We start from the raw sequence: 13,570 nt of genomic DNA, 5'->3' as shown, positions 1-13,570 counted from the left end.
ATTCTCCTGTTTCTTTTTTTTAAAGAATATCAAGAAATGAACGAATGAAAAATCGAATGAAACGAAAAAAAAGTGACAATTTTGTTATCTTTATTCGTGCAGTTCTAATGGCAATCCGTCTGGATCAAAGAAAAACGTCATTTTTTTTCCTGTAAAGGTATCTTCTCTAATCGGTTCTGATTCGATCCCAAAGGACTGCAATTCTGCAATTGTTTCTTCAATATCGTCTACTTTGAAAGCAAGATGACGCAAGCCACAAGCTTCTGGATAGTTTGGTCGTTGTGGCGCATTAGCAATTCCAAAAATCTCCAATTCAGCACTTCCTAGTTTCAGATCTAATTTATAGTCATCTCGTTCTTTGCGGTAATTTTCTCTGATTACTTCAAATCCTAATTTATTAACATAAAAATCACGTGATTTCTGATAATCTGAAACAATGATGGCTACATGATGGATCGTTGTAAAGTTCATATGAGCACTCCTATTCTTCGTTTAAGCTCGGATCTATATTAATCTCCAGTTCCATTGTAAATGTGTCAGATTGAAAAAAATAGCTGTTTTTTCTTTTTATAAGAAAAAAGGCAAAAAAAAACAGAAAGTAGGTCCTCCAAGACACTCTTCCTGTTCCCAATATAATAAATGAAAGTAAGAAATTATATTTTCAAGAAAACAAACAGAAAATTATCATAACACAAATTATTTATAATTGAAAGACTAGTTTTTTTTCAAGAAAAGCATACAATAGATTGTGTTAGTAAATACAGAACACACTACATTTAGTGTCTTAAGGAGTCCTCATACATGAAGTCATATTTTCAGTTTTTAGCTCATCAGCTAAAAGGCTGGCCGCAACAAAATTATTATCTTTTCTTTTTCAGTCTTGGCTGCCAGGTCATGACTCTTGTCAATAGTCCCATCACTTGGCTGTCCGTTATTACATTTATCGGTACCACGCTTGGTGTATTGTGTATTTTATCCATCAATGCGGCAAAATCAGTCAACGGTATTTTAGGTATTTTGTCTGCGATTTGTTTTATTATCGTTGGATTTTCAGCAAAGAACTATTTAAGTATCGGTGAACAGATTGCTTATATGATCACATTGGATATCCCCGTATTGTTAAGTAAAGAATGGAATCATAATATGGCTTCAAAAATCCGAAAATTCACTGGAAAAAGCTGGTTTATCGCAATCATCAGTACTTTCCTTGTCTATCTTGTTTCAGGATTCCTGATTGGTCGTTATACAGATGATCCTCGGCCGTGGGTAGATGCCATTGCTTTTTCTATTAGCTTGACTGCTGGTATCATCAGTTTCTTGCGTTACAACAACCAATATTACTGGTGGTTAGCTTCAGGGCTTGCTCAAATGGTCCTTTGGTATATTTCATTTACGCATGGATCTGCAAGTTTGGCGATGTTCGTGAACAGCTCTGTTTACTTGCTGAATGATGTCCTTGCATTTACCGTTTCACCTTGGTATAACCAAAAAGAACGTGAACGTATGCAAAAAATGGAAGAAGAATACTACAACGCACAACAACACGCATAAAAAAACTGAGCGTGGGACAAAAGTAAAGAACACTTTTGTCTCACGCTCTAAACACGTATAAACGGCGGAAGAAGAAGCAAATCCTTCGTAAATAAGCTGAAATTCACAAAAATTTGAAAAGCAATTTTCGTGAATTCCTTCTTATTTCTTGGAGTTAAACGCTTCTGTCCCAGCCTCTATTTTTTTATAGTAATTCCTTCAGATACTTTCTTGCCTCATCATTGAAACGCAGTGATTCTTCTAACTTCTGATAATATTCCAACGCTTGTTTCTGAGCTTCAGTAAAACGATAATGTTTTCCTTTCCATTTGTCGATTGTCTCTTGCACATTTCCAGATTGGATATCTTTCACTACTAGTTGCCATTTTTCTTTTGAGACTGTACGGTCTTTCTTATCAGCAGATTGTATAGTTTCTCGTTCTTTACGCAATACTTTTAAAAAACCATTTCTGACTATCCGAGGAATGCTGTCGAAGAACCCTTCTGTAAAACCATAGCGACAATATTGCTTCCAAATAAATAGATAGATTTTTGGTTGGATGAATCGTTGGTTTTTCGCAAAATATTCCATCTGAGCAGTGACTTCTGGTGTTCGTTGACGTTTTGTCTTTCTCAACACGGAAATAAATGTTTCAAAATAAGCATTAGGATGTACTGGCACTTCTTCATATACGATGGATTGCCAATCTTTACGTAAAAATGCGCGATAGTTGATCAAGAATTCTTCTACATCCTTTACTAATTCTTCTGCAAAGTCGTCAAATAGTTCTTTTTTTATCTGTCGCTTTTTTGGCTGCCCATTGATGTGTTCACTTATTTTCTTGATTTCATTTTCCAATGCTTGATAATCCGCTATGTAAATCGGCATTTCTACTTGGCGAAATTCTGCGAGTCGCTGAGCTAATTTTATATCCCGCCGATTGTAAAATTAAGCTAGACAACTAAAAAAGCCATTTGTGCTACACTCAAAATAGTTCTGACCAAAGAATTATAAGGAGTGAGTACAAATGACCTATACCCATCTTACAACGGATGAACTTGTAATGATAGAGTCTTATTTCAAAATAAATCAATCTGTTGCGAAAACTGCGCATTGCTTGAATCGTTCAAGACAAACGATCCATAAAGTATACCTATTCTTCAAGCAAGGAAAATCAGCCTTAGAATACTATCAACAGTATAAGAAAAACAAATCAAACTGTGGTAGACGCCCGCTTGTTTTACCCGAGGAACAATCAGAATATATTCAAAGAAAGGTTGTTCAAGGATGGACACCCGATGTGATTGTTGGTCGTGCAGCGTTTCCTATTCGTTGTTCTGCTCGTACCATTTATCGTATGTTCAAAAAGGGGCTATTTAATCCTTCTGACTTACCGATGAAAGGCAAGCGTAAACCGAATGGACATCAAGAAAGGCGTGGAAAACAAGCTTTCCGCCGCTCTATTCATGAACGTGAAAAAGATTATAGCCAATTCTCAAATGAGTTTGGTCACCTTGAAGGTGACACTATCGTAGGTCTGAAACATAAAAGTGCTGTAATTACCTTAGTTGAACGATTATCAAAAGTTATCATTACATTGAAACCGTGTGGTAGACAAGCGATTGATATTGAAAAAAAATTAAATCATTGGTTTGAATCTGTACCGAAAAATCTATTCAAATCCATCACTTTTGATTGTGGAAAGGAATTTTCAAATTGGAAACAAATCAGTAATGCCAATGATATTGCCATTTATTTCGCTGATCCAGGAACACCGTCTCAAAGAGGCCTAAACGAGAATTCTAACGGATTGTTACGTAGAGATGGTTTATTGAAATCTATGGATTTCAATTCAGTAGATGAATCTTTTATTCAATCTGTCACATCTAAACGAAATAATATTCCTAGAAAATCACTGGATTATCGAACACCTTTGGAAGTATTTTTGAGTTACGTAAGTATTGATGATTTGTCTAACTTAATTTGACAATTAAGATCCGGTAAATATGGCTGTTTCATCCGACGATTTTGGTACAAGACAAAACAGTATTTTTGCCATAGTCCTTCAGGAAAATCGATATTCTTCTGCTTAAGCCATAATAATTCGTCTAAGGCCAGATCAACTTTTGTCATTCCCTGATGGATCGAAGCTGCCACTGTCGGAGAGACATGCAGGTGATCGGCAAAGTGGTTGATGCCTAGTTTTAGGATCTTTCCGGTTTTTGGCGATTTAACGATGTATTGCACTTTTAATTCTCTACCACACTCACAATACAATTTTTGCTGGCTTCGTTTTGTTCGAAAAAACGGATTGATCTTGAAGTCAGAAAACACCCAATCTGTTGCAACTAAATAATGTTCTTCCATAAAACGAGAGCTGATTAGATATCGGCGGTGCTTATCGACTAGTTCCCGCTGTTTTTTCGTTAATTTTGCATAGATCTCCCAACGTTGACTGCTTGTGTATTGTTTAGAAATTTTGATGGGATAGCTTTTGCTGATTTCTTTTGGAAACCATTCTTCAAAGACGGATTGCCATTCTTCCACGGCTGTTTCTTTCCTTTCTAATTACAAAAAGCTGGCTACTAACATAACGTTAGCAACCAGCCAGTGTTTCTTGCTAAACTAGTGAGTTGTTCCGGCATTTCCGGAAATATCTTCTTTATTTTCTACTGCTGCTTCAACTGCATAAGTCAAAGAAGAAGCAATGTCTTCTAAAGACATAGAAGGTGTACCCACTGGACGATCGATCACTTGATCGGGTGAGAATGGCACGTGGATGAACCCACCTCGAATTGCCGGGAATTGTGTTTCGATCAAATGAAGCAAACGATACATGATATCGTTGCAGACAAATGTTCCTGCTGTATAAGAGATGTACGCTGGTAGACCATGATCTTGTACATTTTTTGTCATTGCTTTGATTGGCAATGAGGTAAAGTAAGCGGCTGGACCGTTTTCTTCTAAAGCCGTATCGAATGGCTGATTTCCTTCATTATCAGGGATTCTTGCTTCTGCTAGATTAATTGCGACACGTTCGAACGAGACTGCTGACCGTCCACCTGCTTGTCCGACACAGATCACGACATCTGGCTGGTGCTGTTGGATGGCTTCTTTGACTACTTGACTGCTTTTTTCGAATACGGTCGGTACTTCCACTTTGATGATTTCAGCACCGCTGATTTCATCTGGCATTTTTTTTACTGCTTCATAGGCTGGATTCACTTTGTCCCCACCAAATGGATCAAAACCTGTTACTAGTACTTTCATCTGTTGTTCCTCCGTCCGATTGATTTAACATATGGTTATCTTTTATCATACCATTTTCCTTGCACAGCGTAAATAAAGGAAACAATAGTTTAAATAACATAACAGATCAAACTTAATATATTCTTATAAAAAAATAGTGTTCCACTACAATGTTAGAAGAGGTTGCGACAATTATTCTGTCACAACCCCTCTCTTCTATTATTTAAATAGAATCATATAAGCAATTTGGAAAACTAGCATAAATAACGCAATAAACAACTGGTTTTTGATCACTCCGTATTTGTCTTTCATCTCCAGCATCGCTACAGGCACGATATTGAAGTTAGCAGCCATCGGTGTCAGCAGGGTCCCACAAAAACCGCAAGTCAATGCAACCATTCCTATTAACGCTGGATTCGCTCCATGACTAAATACGAATGGTGCACCGATCCCAACCGTCATCACGGTGATGGCCGCAAATGCATTCCCCATGATTACCGTAAATATCACCATGCCAAGAGCGTAAATGATGATGCCGATGTTCACATTTCCTTCTGGAACGATCGTACCTACTGCATTGGAAATCACTGTCCCAACTCCAGCGCTTGTAAATACCGCACCTAGAGAAGCTAAAAGCATTGGCAACATGCTTAACGGCCCTACTGTGCCCAGCATATCTGCTGCATCATCTAAAAATGTACTTGGTCGATTATCTCGAGAAAAGAACATCAAGATTAGCATGGCTGCAAAAACACCGACGCCCACGCCGACTAAAGCACCTAAATTGGTAAATAGAGCAAACAAGATCGCAAAGACACCGATACTCAAAGCCGGAATAAAGATTTTCATTCCTAGTTTGTCTGACATTTTTTCCATATATTCTTTTGATGGAAGCCGGCTTTCTCCTTTGCTGACTTTCTTAGCAATTGCTGGTATGGTCATCGCAAAGATCAAGCCACCGTTCACGATTGCCGGAAGCCATCTTCCTCCTGCAATAACTACCCCTAAGACCGTCCAGAAAAAGGCTGACCCATAACGATGAGGATTGGTTTTATCTGTTAAATTTCTTACTCCAGTGTAAATCAATACGAGTCCCATCACGATATAAAGGATCTCCAGTAATTTATCGCCTAATAAAATATCAGGATTTGTAAAAAAGTCCATCTTATTGCCCCTTTCCTAGATAATATTTCTTCGCTAATTTCTTTTCTTTAAGATAGAAGTAGACACTTGCCACAACTAAAGCCGTGATAGCCACTGGAACTTCCACTAAAGCAAGCTGTCCCAATGTTACGTCATATCCTAGATCTTTCAGTGTTGATTGGACTAGCAACGCCCCTGCTCCTCCGATGAATAGTACTTGGCCAAAGAACCAGCAGACATTTTCCATAGCCGAAGCCATACCTTTTAGTTCTTCTTCATGCTTAGGATGGACTTCTAATCCTTTTGATTCGATGGTCCCCAATGCCATCGGTAAAATGATTGGACGAACAAATCCAGCAACTCCACCAAAACTCACGTTAAAAGCCGCAAAGATCATTCGAAAGATCCCATAAATATCTACAATCATACCAGCAGATACTTTCTTGAATCGCTTGATCAAGGAAGCCGCTGATTCTTTCAGACCATTTCTTTCAAGCGTTCCTGTTGCCAACATAATGATGATAAAAATCGCCATCCCGCGATTGTTTACAAAACTTGTACCTAAAAGTTCTAACATTCCTTGAATGCCAAGACCGCCAGTCAAAGCTGTAACAACTAAAGCAACCATTACGATCAATATCGAGTCTAATTTAAATGCAAACCCGAGAATAACAATCAAGACGCCTAAAAGGCTAAGATAATTTTCCATATATTTTCCTCCATAAAATGACAATATTTTTTTAATTATAAAGCAAAACACATAAAAAATATAGTTGTTTTCTCACGAAATAGACACTATTTTTAAATATTTTTCGTTATTTTTTTATCACAAAAATTATCTTACTTATTGTAAGGTAAAACTTTTTTTAATTTATTGCCTGCTAATATATAAAAATAAGGTCTAGTTACTGTTTTTTTAAATGATTAATAAATAACAACTCCTTTCTATGAAATTGCAAAGCATTCATCTTCTTTTCTGCTAACGATATATCCGTCAATGCTTGTTACACTTTACTAAAAAGTATGAGATTGCCGATATCTGGATAGGAGTGCTATACTACAGAAAAAGATATACGATCTGCCACCGGGTAGTAAAAAAGAGGATGATCATTCCATTAGGTCTTTGAAGGGATGATTCTCCTCTTTTTGTGTATTTTTTATATTGAAGGAGGAACGTATGTATGGCATGGATGGAATTAATCATAGCAGGAATTTTGGAAGTATTCTGGTCAACGATGATGAAATGGAGTGATGGTTTTTCTAAAATCAATTATTCTTTTTACACAGTGATTGGAATGATTGCTAGTTTTTACTTTTTATCAAAGGCAATCAAAAGTTTGCCGATGAGTCTCTCTTATCCTATCTGGACAGGGATTGGCGCAGTTGGTTCGGTCATAATTGGTGTGGTCTTGTTTCATGATAAGCTGAATCTTTCCACTTGGTTCTTTGTGGGGATGCTACTCATCAGTATCATTGGCATCAAGATTACTAGCGGCCACTAGACACTTGGAATAAGTACTGATCAGAAAAAATAAGCCTTTTTATTTAATATTCAATTTTTTTATGAAAAAATAAGAAATAAGTCCAATGACCTAGCGACTTCTCCACTCATCTGGTGTATGCTTTTACTATCTATAGAAAAGGAGTGAATATTTTTGAAAAGTCTTTCGGTCCAAGAATTATCCAAGAACTTTGGTCACAAACAAGCCCTCAGCGATGTCAGTTTTAGCTTATCCCCTGGCAAAATCGTTGGATTAGTAGGTCCTAATGGCGCTGGAAAAACAACGATCATGAAAGCTATTTTAGGACTGATCCATTACTCAGATGGAACAATCCGTATTGGGGAAAATGAGATTTCTCCCTCTAGTCATAAAGGGTTGGAACAAGTAGGAGCATTGATCGAATATCCGGGTATCTACCCATTCTTAACAGGCTATGATCATCTGAAGTTATTCTCTGAAACAAACGATGTATCTGCTATCGATACTATCGTGAATCAGCTCAAGATGGAAAAGTACATTCACAAAAAAGCGAAATCTTACTCGTTGGGAATGAAACAAAAGCTAGGAATTGCTCTTGCCTTACTGAACCATCCTTCTATCGTTATTTTAGATGAACCGATGAACGGGTTGGATCCACAAGCAACAAGAGATGTGCGAAAAATCATTACCGACTTAGCTACTCAAGGCACCTCTTTCTTGATCTCCAGTCACTTACTCAGTGAGCTTGAAAAAATGGTGGATGAGCTGATCCTGATCAATCAAGGAAAGATCATCAAGCAATGTACAATGGCTGAATTGAACCAAGCAGCGCAAGATTTCATCATTATCTCTACAACGAATGATCTAGCTGCTCGAACGATCTTGACAGAAGCTGGATATACTTTGGAAGATTCTGATAAAATCAAGCTTTTAAAAGAAAACGAAGAATTATTAGGAACCGTGATCCAGTTATTGTCTGCACAAAATATCCATGTGACAGACGTCCAGCATCTGACGAATGATTTGGAATCTTCTCTATTGGAAATTCTGGATTCAGTAAAGGGGGAAGAAGAAAAATGACATTGCTTGTAAAACAAGAATTATTTAAATTGATCAAGAAAAAGTCAACTGCTGTTTTATCTGTTCTATTAGTTGTTTTGCTCATAGGAACAGCACTTCTAGCCAAAAAATACACGACGATCATTGATCCAGTTGAAATGACTGCTCAGCTTTTTAGTGCCACATCTTGGATTGTCTTTATCATGATTGCAGCTGCAAGCACGATCATTTCGATAGAAGCACAATATGGTACATTGAAAAATCTCCTTTATAGAAAGTATTCTCGAGGAGAAATATTAGTAAGCAAATGGATCACATTAGTTATTTATTCTGTTTATTTATACCTTTTAGCTATTATTGTCACTGTGTTGATGAAACTGATTCTTTTCCCTTCGATTTCCTTCACGGAGAAGGTTTCTACTGGTCAAACACTGATCCAAAGCTTGTTCACTTATACTTTGGGTAGTTATATCGGTTTATGGCTGATTTTAAGTTTAGTGTTGATGATTGCTTGCTTTATCAATAGTTCCGGTGCATCCATCTCAGCAGGAATCGTCTTTTATTTTGCTTCGTCAATCATATCTGGTATCCTTATCGCACTCATCCAAAAATGGGAGTGGATCAAATGGAATCCGATCAGTATGTTGAATCTGCAAAACCAAATTGGAAACGAAGAGATCATGAAGCAATTGACTCATCTTTCTACTAATCAAATGCTGTTCGGTAATTTAGCTTACATCGTTTTGTTCTTAGCATTAGGATATCTCGTATTTAAGCGAAAAAATGTATGATGAGTCATCAAAAAAGAGGTTGTGAAAGAGACGTTCAGCCTTATTGCCGATTGGCTGTCTCTTAAACACCGTTTATTCTGAAAAAGGAGCTGTGACAACATTTGTGTCACAGCTCCTTTCCTAGTATGTTTTTGAATAAACGACAGGCTCACAACCTCTCCTTATACTTCTTTTATACTTCTATACGTGAAGCATCCCAGTGGCAAATAAAACCATTGCAATCACTCCGACCATCGTCACACCTATAAGTAAAATCTTATCTAAGTGGATATGTTGTACAGGCTCGTTTTGCTCCTTACGTGCTTTGAGATAAAAATAAATGCCTGGCAAGAAAAGAACAAGAACAAGCATTACTTCATTAAAGGCTACGACTAGCATAGCCCATACTTGAAAGGCACTTGCTAAAAGCCCTACTAAAAATTGGACCCATTCTTTCCGCTGATAAGAAAGTTTCATTTGGTACAATCCTAAGAAAAGCCACGTGAAGAAAATAGCTGCTGTACCAAGTGTGTAAGCAAAGTTATAAGCACTGTCAGTGAATAATAATGAAAGTAAAAAGACATTCGTACATAACGTCGTCAATACGATAGCATAAGTTGGTGCCCCATTTTTGTTGAGTTTTCCCCATGCTTTAGGCAAAAGTCCGTCTTCAGCCATGTTTCCCATTGTTTCAATCGGTAAGATCGTCCATGAGAGCCAAACACCAACTAAAGAAATGATCAAACCGCCGTTGATCACGACTGCTCCCCATTTACCAACCATCATTTCAAACACATAGCCCATAGCAGGCTGCGCCTTGATCGTTTGCAGCTGATTCATCGTCATTGTCCCATATGGAAGCATGGAAACCAAGACGTAAATAATAATCAAGCCGAATATCCCTAGAATCGTTGCTTTCCCAACATCTGATTGTTTTTTTGCTCGTGAACCTACGACAGAGGCTCCTTCAATACCAACAAATATCCAAAGCATCACCATGATGCAACTCAATACTTGACTGGAAAACGGGATCGGCTGTCCATTCGCATTCAATATAATGTCGCTAGAAAAGTTATCAATGAATTGTTGGATCGAAAACGTGCTGATAGCTACTACAATAAATAAAAATAATGGCACTAATTTACAGAATGTGACGATAGCATTGACGAAACTAGCATTTTCGACTCCCCGATTCACTAGCCATGCATATCCCCATAAGAAGACTGTACTCATCACGATCGATGCCAAATTTTGCCCACCTTCAAATACTGGGAAGAAATATCCTAATGCGCTCATCAACAATGTTGCAAAAGCTACGTTGCCTAACCAGCATGTGAGCCAGTAACCCCAACCGCTGATAAAACCAGCGAAACGGCCAAAACCTTCTTCTGCGTAACTAAAGATCCCGCCTTTTAAATCTGGACGTTTTTTATTGATATTATTGATCGATAAGGAGAGCATCAACATTGCTGTTCCTACGAGTACCCAACTGAAAATAGCTGGGCCGCCAGCCGATCCGGAGATGTCCGTCATAATACCAAATACGCCACCTCCAATCGCTGAACCAATTACTAAGGCAGCAAGTGGAATTAAACCAATTCCTTTTTTCTGTTGCTCTGTATCCATGTAAGCATCCTCCAAAATAAAACCGCTTTTATCAAAAAGTATAACAAACCTTTTTTATTTTTACTTAATTAATAAAAACTTTAATAGAAATATAATTCTACCGGCTTTTTTCTCATTATACAAGCAAAGCGCCTAGTCCCTTTCCAAATTACACCACCAAAAAACTAAAAAAAGATGCTATACTAAAAGGAAAGAATTGGGGGATGATCCATGAACATTTTATATATATCGATTTCAGGAAATACGCGTGCCTTTGCCAAACATCTAGCAGAATATGCTGAAAAAATGCATGCAGAAGATCCTGTCAATCCTGAAGTTACTTTAAAAGAAATCCATGAAAATAGTGATTTTACGAAAGAAACAGAACCATTTTTTACTTTCGTTCCTACTTATTTAGACGGCGGAAATGGTTTAGATAACGGTGATACAGAAATCTTGACCGAAACGATGCGTGAATATCTGGAACATGAAGACAATCATAAACTTTGTCTTGGTGTAGTCGGTAGCGGGAATAAAAACTTCAATAATCAGTATTGTCTAACAGCCAAACAATATGCACAAACATTTGGCTTTCCTTTCTTGGCAGATTATGAATTACGGGGAACACCATCTGATGTGACACGAATTTATCAGATTTTAGCAGAAAACAATAAATAATAAAAAAGAAGAAGCTGAAAAATAGATTTCAGCTTCTTCTTTCGTTTCTATTGTTTCTATCATATTAAGCTTTGACATCCATCACAGGTGCTTTTGCTTTTGCTTTACCTGTTTTTTCCAAGACAAAGTTTTTTACACGATCCATATTGGTTACCAAGACGATCATGGATGTTTCTTTGCCTGCTGCTTTGATCGCTTCTAAGTCAGCTTCTGCTACAAGCGTATCAGGTGTCACTTGCTGCCCTTCTGTTACTTTCACATCAAATGGCGTACCGCCTAAGTCAACTGTGTTGATTCCCATATGAAGCAAGATTTCTAAACCATTTGGCGTTGTGATCCCAATAGCGTGTTTCGTTGGGAAGACAGAACTGACTACCCCAGTAACTGGAGAATGGATATGTCCGTTTTCTGGTTCTACAAAGTAGCCTTCACCCATCATCTTTTGTGCAAAAACTGGATCACTTGCTTTATCTAAAGAAACAACTGTTCCGTCAGCAACTGATGAGAGGATAGTCACACTTTCAGCTGAAGTTTGAGGTACTGCTTTTTCAGGCACTTCATTTACTGTGGCTGTTTCAGTCGCTAATTCTTCTTTTTCTAAACGGTCTTTAGGAATACCGAAGAAGAATGTAGCAACGAAGCCACCAGCATAAGCTGCCAATAATCCAAGGATGTAGCCTAACCATTTACCGTCAGAGATCAATGGGATCAAAGCGGCTCCTGAAGGTCCAATAGCGATAGCCCCGACATTTCCGATCATTCCGATCACTGCCCCGCCGATACCTCCACCGATACAAGCAGTAATAAATGGGCGTCCTAGAGGTAATGTTACTCCGTAAATCAATGGTTCGCCGATTCCTAGGATCCCGACTGGTAAAGCTCCTTTGATCATTTCTGTTAATTCTTTATCTTTTTTGCAGCGAATCCATAATGCCAATGCTGCACCCACTTGTCCTGCACCAGCCATCGCAAGAATTGGAAGCAATAGCGTACGACCAGTTTCATCAATCATTTGCACATGGATTGGAGTCAAAATTTGATGCAGTCCGAACATAACCATCGGCAAGAATAATGTGCCTAGAACGAAGCCGGCAAATGCTCCACCAACGCCAAGTACCCAGTTGATCCCACCGACCATGCCATCAGAAATGAAACCTGCTAAAGGCATGATGAAGAAAATTTCAATCAGACCGATGGTAATCAATGAAAGAGTTGGTGTAACGATGATATCTACCGCATCAGGTACTACTTTATGCAGTTTTTTCTCAACGATTGACAATAGCCAAACAGCGAAGATGACACCTAAGATCCCACCTTGTCCAGCTGCAAGAGCTTCACCAGTAAATAAGTTTTTCAGTGGTGCTTCCGGATTCATCCCTGTCAGCATCACAACGGCCCCGATAACTCCACCAAGAGTTGGTGTTGCACCAAAAACTTGTGCAGCATTGATACCTGTATAGATAACTAGGTAGCTAAACATCCCGTTTTTCAAGATGTTCATCACATCGATATATTGTTGCCATGTTGCTGCATCAAGTGTTCCGGCTGTGACTAAGTTTGCTAAAACTGCGGCAATCCCTGCCACGATCCCAGTACCGACAAATGCAGGAATCATTGGCACAAAGATATTAGAAATGTCTTTTAATACCGATTTGATTTTAGATGGTTTTTGTTTCGATTTTTGTGCCGCTTTCATTTCTTGTGCCCGTTCGTTTACACGGTCTTTTCCAGACGCTGATGAATTTGCTGTAGCTGCACTTACAGAAGGAAGTTTTTCTCCTAATTTCACGCCTGCCAAATCAACCATTTGCTGTGCTACTTTGTTCACTTTCCCAGGTCCGATGATGACTTGAAGCTGTTCATCTTCTACTACACCAAGCACTCCTGGAATCGCTTTTAATTCAGAGACATTTACAAGATCATCATTGATGATCTTCATACGCACACGAGTCATGCAGTGGACAATGCTTTCTACATTGCCCATGCCGCCTGCCCCTTTATAAATTTGTTTTGCCAGTTCTTCCAAAGTCAGTTCGTTTTTTGCCATGGTCTTT

At 38.3% G+C, this 13,570-nt stretch carries 12 protein-coding genes and 2 pseudogenes; 6 read left to right on the top strand and 8 right to left on the bottom strand.

From position 1 onward, the window contains the following. Window positions 1–90 precede the first annotated feature (90 nt). Entirely contained in the window at window positions 91–471 is a 381-nt protein-coding gene (locus FTX43_RS07760; protein ID WP_002319038.1) for a VOC family protein, read from the bottom strand. Between the two features lie 330 nt (window positions 472–801). Between FTX43_RS07760 and pnuC the strand changes: the two genes are divergently transcribed. Then, complete coding sequence (gene pnuC, locus FTX43_RS07755) at window positions 802–1,551, top strand: nicotinamide riboside transporter PnuC (RefSeq protein ID WP_002287078.1); 750 nt, start codon at window positions 802–804, stop codon at window positions 1,549–1,551. 184 nt (window positions 1,552–1,735) lie between these two features. Here the strand turns inward: pnuC and FTX43_RS07750 are convergent. Then, window positions 1,736–2,464, bottom strand: a pseudogene (locus FTX43_RS07750) (hypothetical protein); the annotation flags it as partial. A gap of 94 nt (window positions 2,465–2,558) precedes the next feature. Here FTX43_RS07750 and FTX43_RS07745 point away from each other — a divergent pair. Beyond that, on the top strand, window positions 2,559–3,518 hold the full coding sequence (locus tag FTX43_RS07745) for an IS30 family transposase (protein ID WP_002330482.1): 960 nt from the start codon (window positions 2,559–2,561) through the stop codon (window positions 3,516–3,518). On the opposite strand, the pseudogene FTX43_RS07740 reads toward FTX43_RS07745, so the two are convergent. The 4 genes and pseudogenes from FTX43_RS07740 to FTX43_RS07725 form a co-directional block, all read right to left on the bottom strand. After that, window positions 3,506–4,078 (bottom strand): annotated as a pseudogene (locus FTX43_RS07740) (hypothetical protein); the annotation flags it as partial. The gene FTX43_RS07745 and the pseudogene FTX43_RS07740 overlap by 13 nt on opposite strands. A 78-nt stretch (window positions 4,079–4,156) precedes the next feature. Beyond that, entirely contained in the window at window positions 4,157–4,801 is a 645-nt protein-coding gene (gene pcp / locus FTX43_RS07735; RefSeq protein WP_002287081.1) for a pyroglutamyl-peptidase I, read from the bottom strand. Between the two features lie 198 nt (window positions 4,802–4,999). Further along, complete coding sequence (locus FTX43_RS07730; protein WP_002287082.1) at window positions 5,000–5,944, bottom strand: DUF979 domain-containing protein; 945 nt, start codon at window positions 5,942–5,944, stop codon at window positions 5,000–5,002. 1 nt (window position 5,945) lies between these two features. Continuing rightward, a complete protein-coding gene (locus FTX43_RS07725; RefSeq protein ID WP_002313427.1) occupies window positions 5,946–6,632 on the bottom strand; it encodes a DUF969 domain-containing protein in 687 nt (228 codons plus the stop codon). A 472-nt stretch (window positions 6,633–7,104) separates the two neighbouring features. Here FTX43_RS07725 and FTX43_RS07720 point away from each other — a divergent pair, with 472 nt between their 5' ends. From FTX43_RS07720 to FTX43_RS07710, 3 genes are all read left to right on the top strand, one after another. Next, the gene (locus FTX43_RS07720; protein ID WP_002287086.1) at window positions 7,105–7,425 is read left to right on the top strand and encodes a multidrug efflux SMR transporter; all 321 of its coding nucleotides are present in this window, start codon (window positions 7,105–7,107) and stop codon (window positions 7,423–7,425) included. A 153-nt stretch (window positions 7,426–7,578) separates the two neighbouring features. Beyond that, on the top strand, window positions 7,579–8,484 hold the full coding sequence (locus tag FTX43_RS07715; RefSeq protein ID WP_002299964.1) for an ABC transporter ATP-binding protein: 906 nt from the start codon (window positions 7,579–7,581) through the stop codon (window positions 8,482–8,484). Further along, window positions 8,481–9,254, top strand: coding sequence for an ABC transporter permease subunit (locus FTX43_RS07710; protein ID WP_104857553.1), 774 nt, complete (start codon window positions 8,481–8,483; stop codon window positions 9,252–9,254). Before FTX43_RS07715 ends, FTX43_RS07710 begins: the two co-directional genes overlap by 4 nt. Window positions 9,255–9,434: 180 nt before the next feature. On the opposite strand, the gene FTX43_RS07705 is transcribed toward FTX43_RS07710, so the two are convergent. Next, a complete protein-coding gene (locus FTX43_RS07705; protein WP_002319041.1) occupies window positions 9,435–10,859 on the bottom strand; it encodes a basic amino acid/polyamine antiporter in 1,425 nt (474 codons plus the stop codon). A gap of 210 nt (window positions 10,860–11,069) precedes the next feature. Here FTX43_RS07705 and nrdI point away from each other — a divergent pair, with 210 nt between their 5' ends. Continuing rightward, window positions 11,070–11,516 carry a class Ib ribonucleoside-diphosphate reductase assembly flavoprotein NrdI gene (gene nrdI, locus FTX43_RS07700; RefSeq protein WP_002287091.1) on the top strand — a complete coding sequence of 149 codons (447 nt, stop codon included), beginning with the start codon at window positions 11,070–11,072 and terminating at the stop codon, window positions 11,514–11,516. Between the two features lie 64 nt (window positions 11,517–11,580). Here the strand turns inward: nrdI and FTX43_RS07695 are convergent, their stop codons facing one another. Next, window positions 11,581–13,563 (bottom strand): glucose PTS transporter subunit IIA, encoded by a 1,983-nt coding sequence (locus FTX43_RS07695; protein ID WP_002319042.1) that lies wholly within the window; start codon window positions 13,561–13,563, stop codon window positions 11,581–11,583. Window positions 13,564–13,570: the final 7 nt, after the last annotated feature.

Origin of the sequence: Enterococcus sp. DA9 (assembly GCF_008000875.1) — a bacterium.
In the GTDB taxonomy this organism is placed as follows: Bacteria; Bacillota; Bacilli; order Lactobacillales; family Enterococcaceae; genus Enterococcus_B; species Enterococcus_B lactis.
This window is presented reverse-complemented; position numbering and strand designations above follow the sequence as displayed.

Coding starts and splice junctions, on each gene's coding strand:
- FTX43_RS07760 (WP_002319038.1), bottom strand. CDS start 471: ATGAACTTTACAACGATCCATCATGTAGCCATCATTGTTTCAGATTAT.
- pnuC (WP_002287078.1), top strand. CDS start 802: ATGAAGTCATATTTTCAGTTTTTAGCTCATCAGCTAAAAGGCTGGCCG.
- FTX43_RS07745 (WP_002330482.1), top strand. CDS start 2,559: ATGACCTATACCCATCTTACAACGGATGAACTTGTAATGATAGAGTCT.
- pcp (WP_002287081.1), bottom strand. CDS start 4,801: ATGAAAGTACTAGTAACAGGTTTTGATCCATTTGGTGGGGACAAAGTG.
- FTX43_RS07730 (WP_002287082.1), bottom strand. CDS start 5,944: ATGGACTTTTTTACAAATCCTGATATTTTATTAGGCGATAAATTACTG.
- FTX43_RS07725 (WP_002313427.1), bottom strand. CDS start 6,632: ATGGAAAATTATCTTAGCCTTTTAGGCGTCTTGATTGTTATTCTCGGG.
- FTX43_RS07720 (WP_002287086.1), top strand. CDS start 7,105: ATGGCATGGATGGAATTAATCATAGCAGGAATTTTGGAAGTATTCTGG.
- FTX43_RS07710 (WP_104857553.1), top strand. CDS start 8,481: ATGACATTGCTTGTAAAACAAGAATTATTTAAATTGATCAAGAAAAAG.
- FTX43_RS07705 (WP_002319041.1), bottom strand. CDS start 10,859: ATGGATACAGAGCAACAGAAAAAAGGAATTGGTTTAATTCCACTTGCT.
- nrdI (WP_002287091.1), top strand. CDS start 11,070: ATGAACATTTTATATATATCGATTTCAGGAAATACGCGTGCCTTTGCC.
- FTX43_RS07695 (WP_002319042.1), bottom strand. CDS start 13,563: ATGGCAAAAAACGAACTGACTTTGGAAGAACTGGCAAAACAAATTTAT.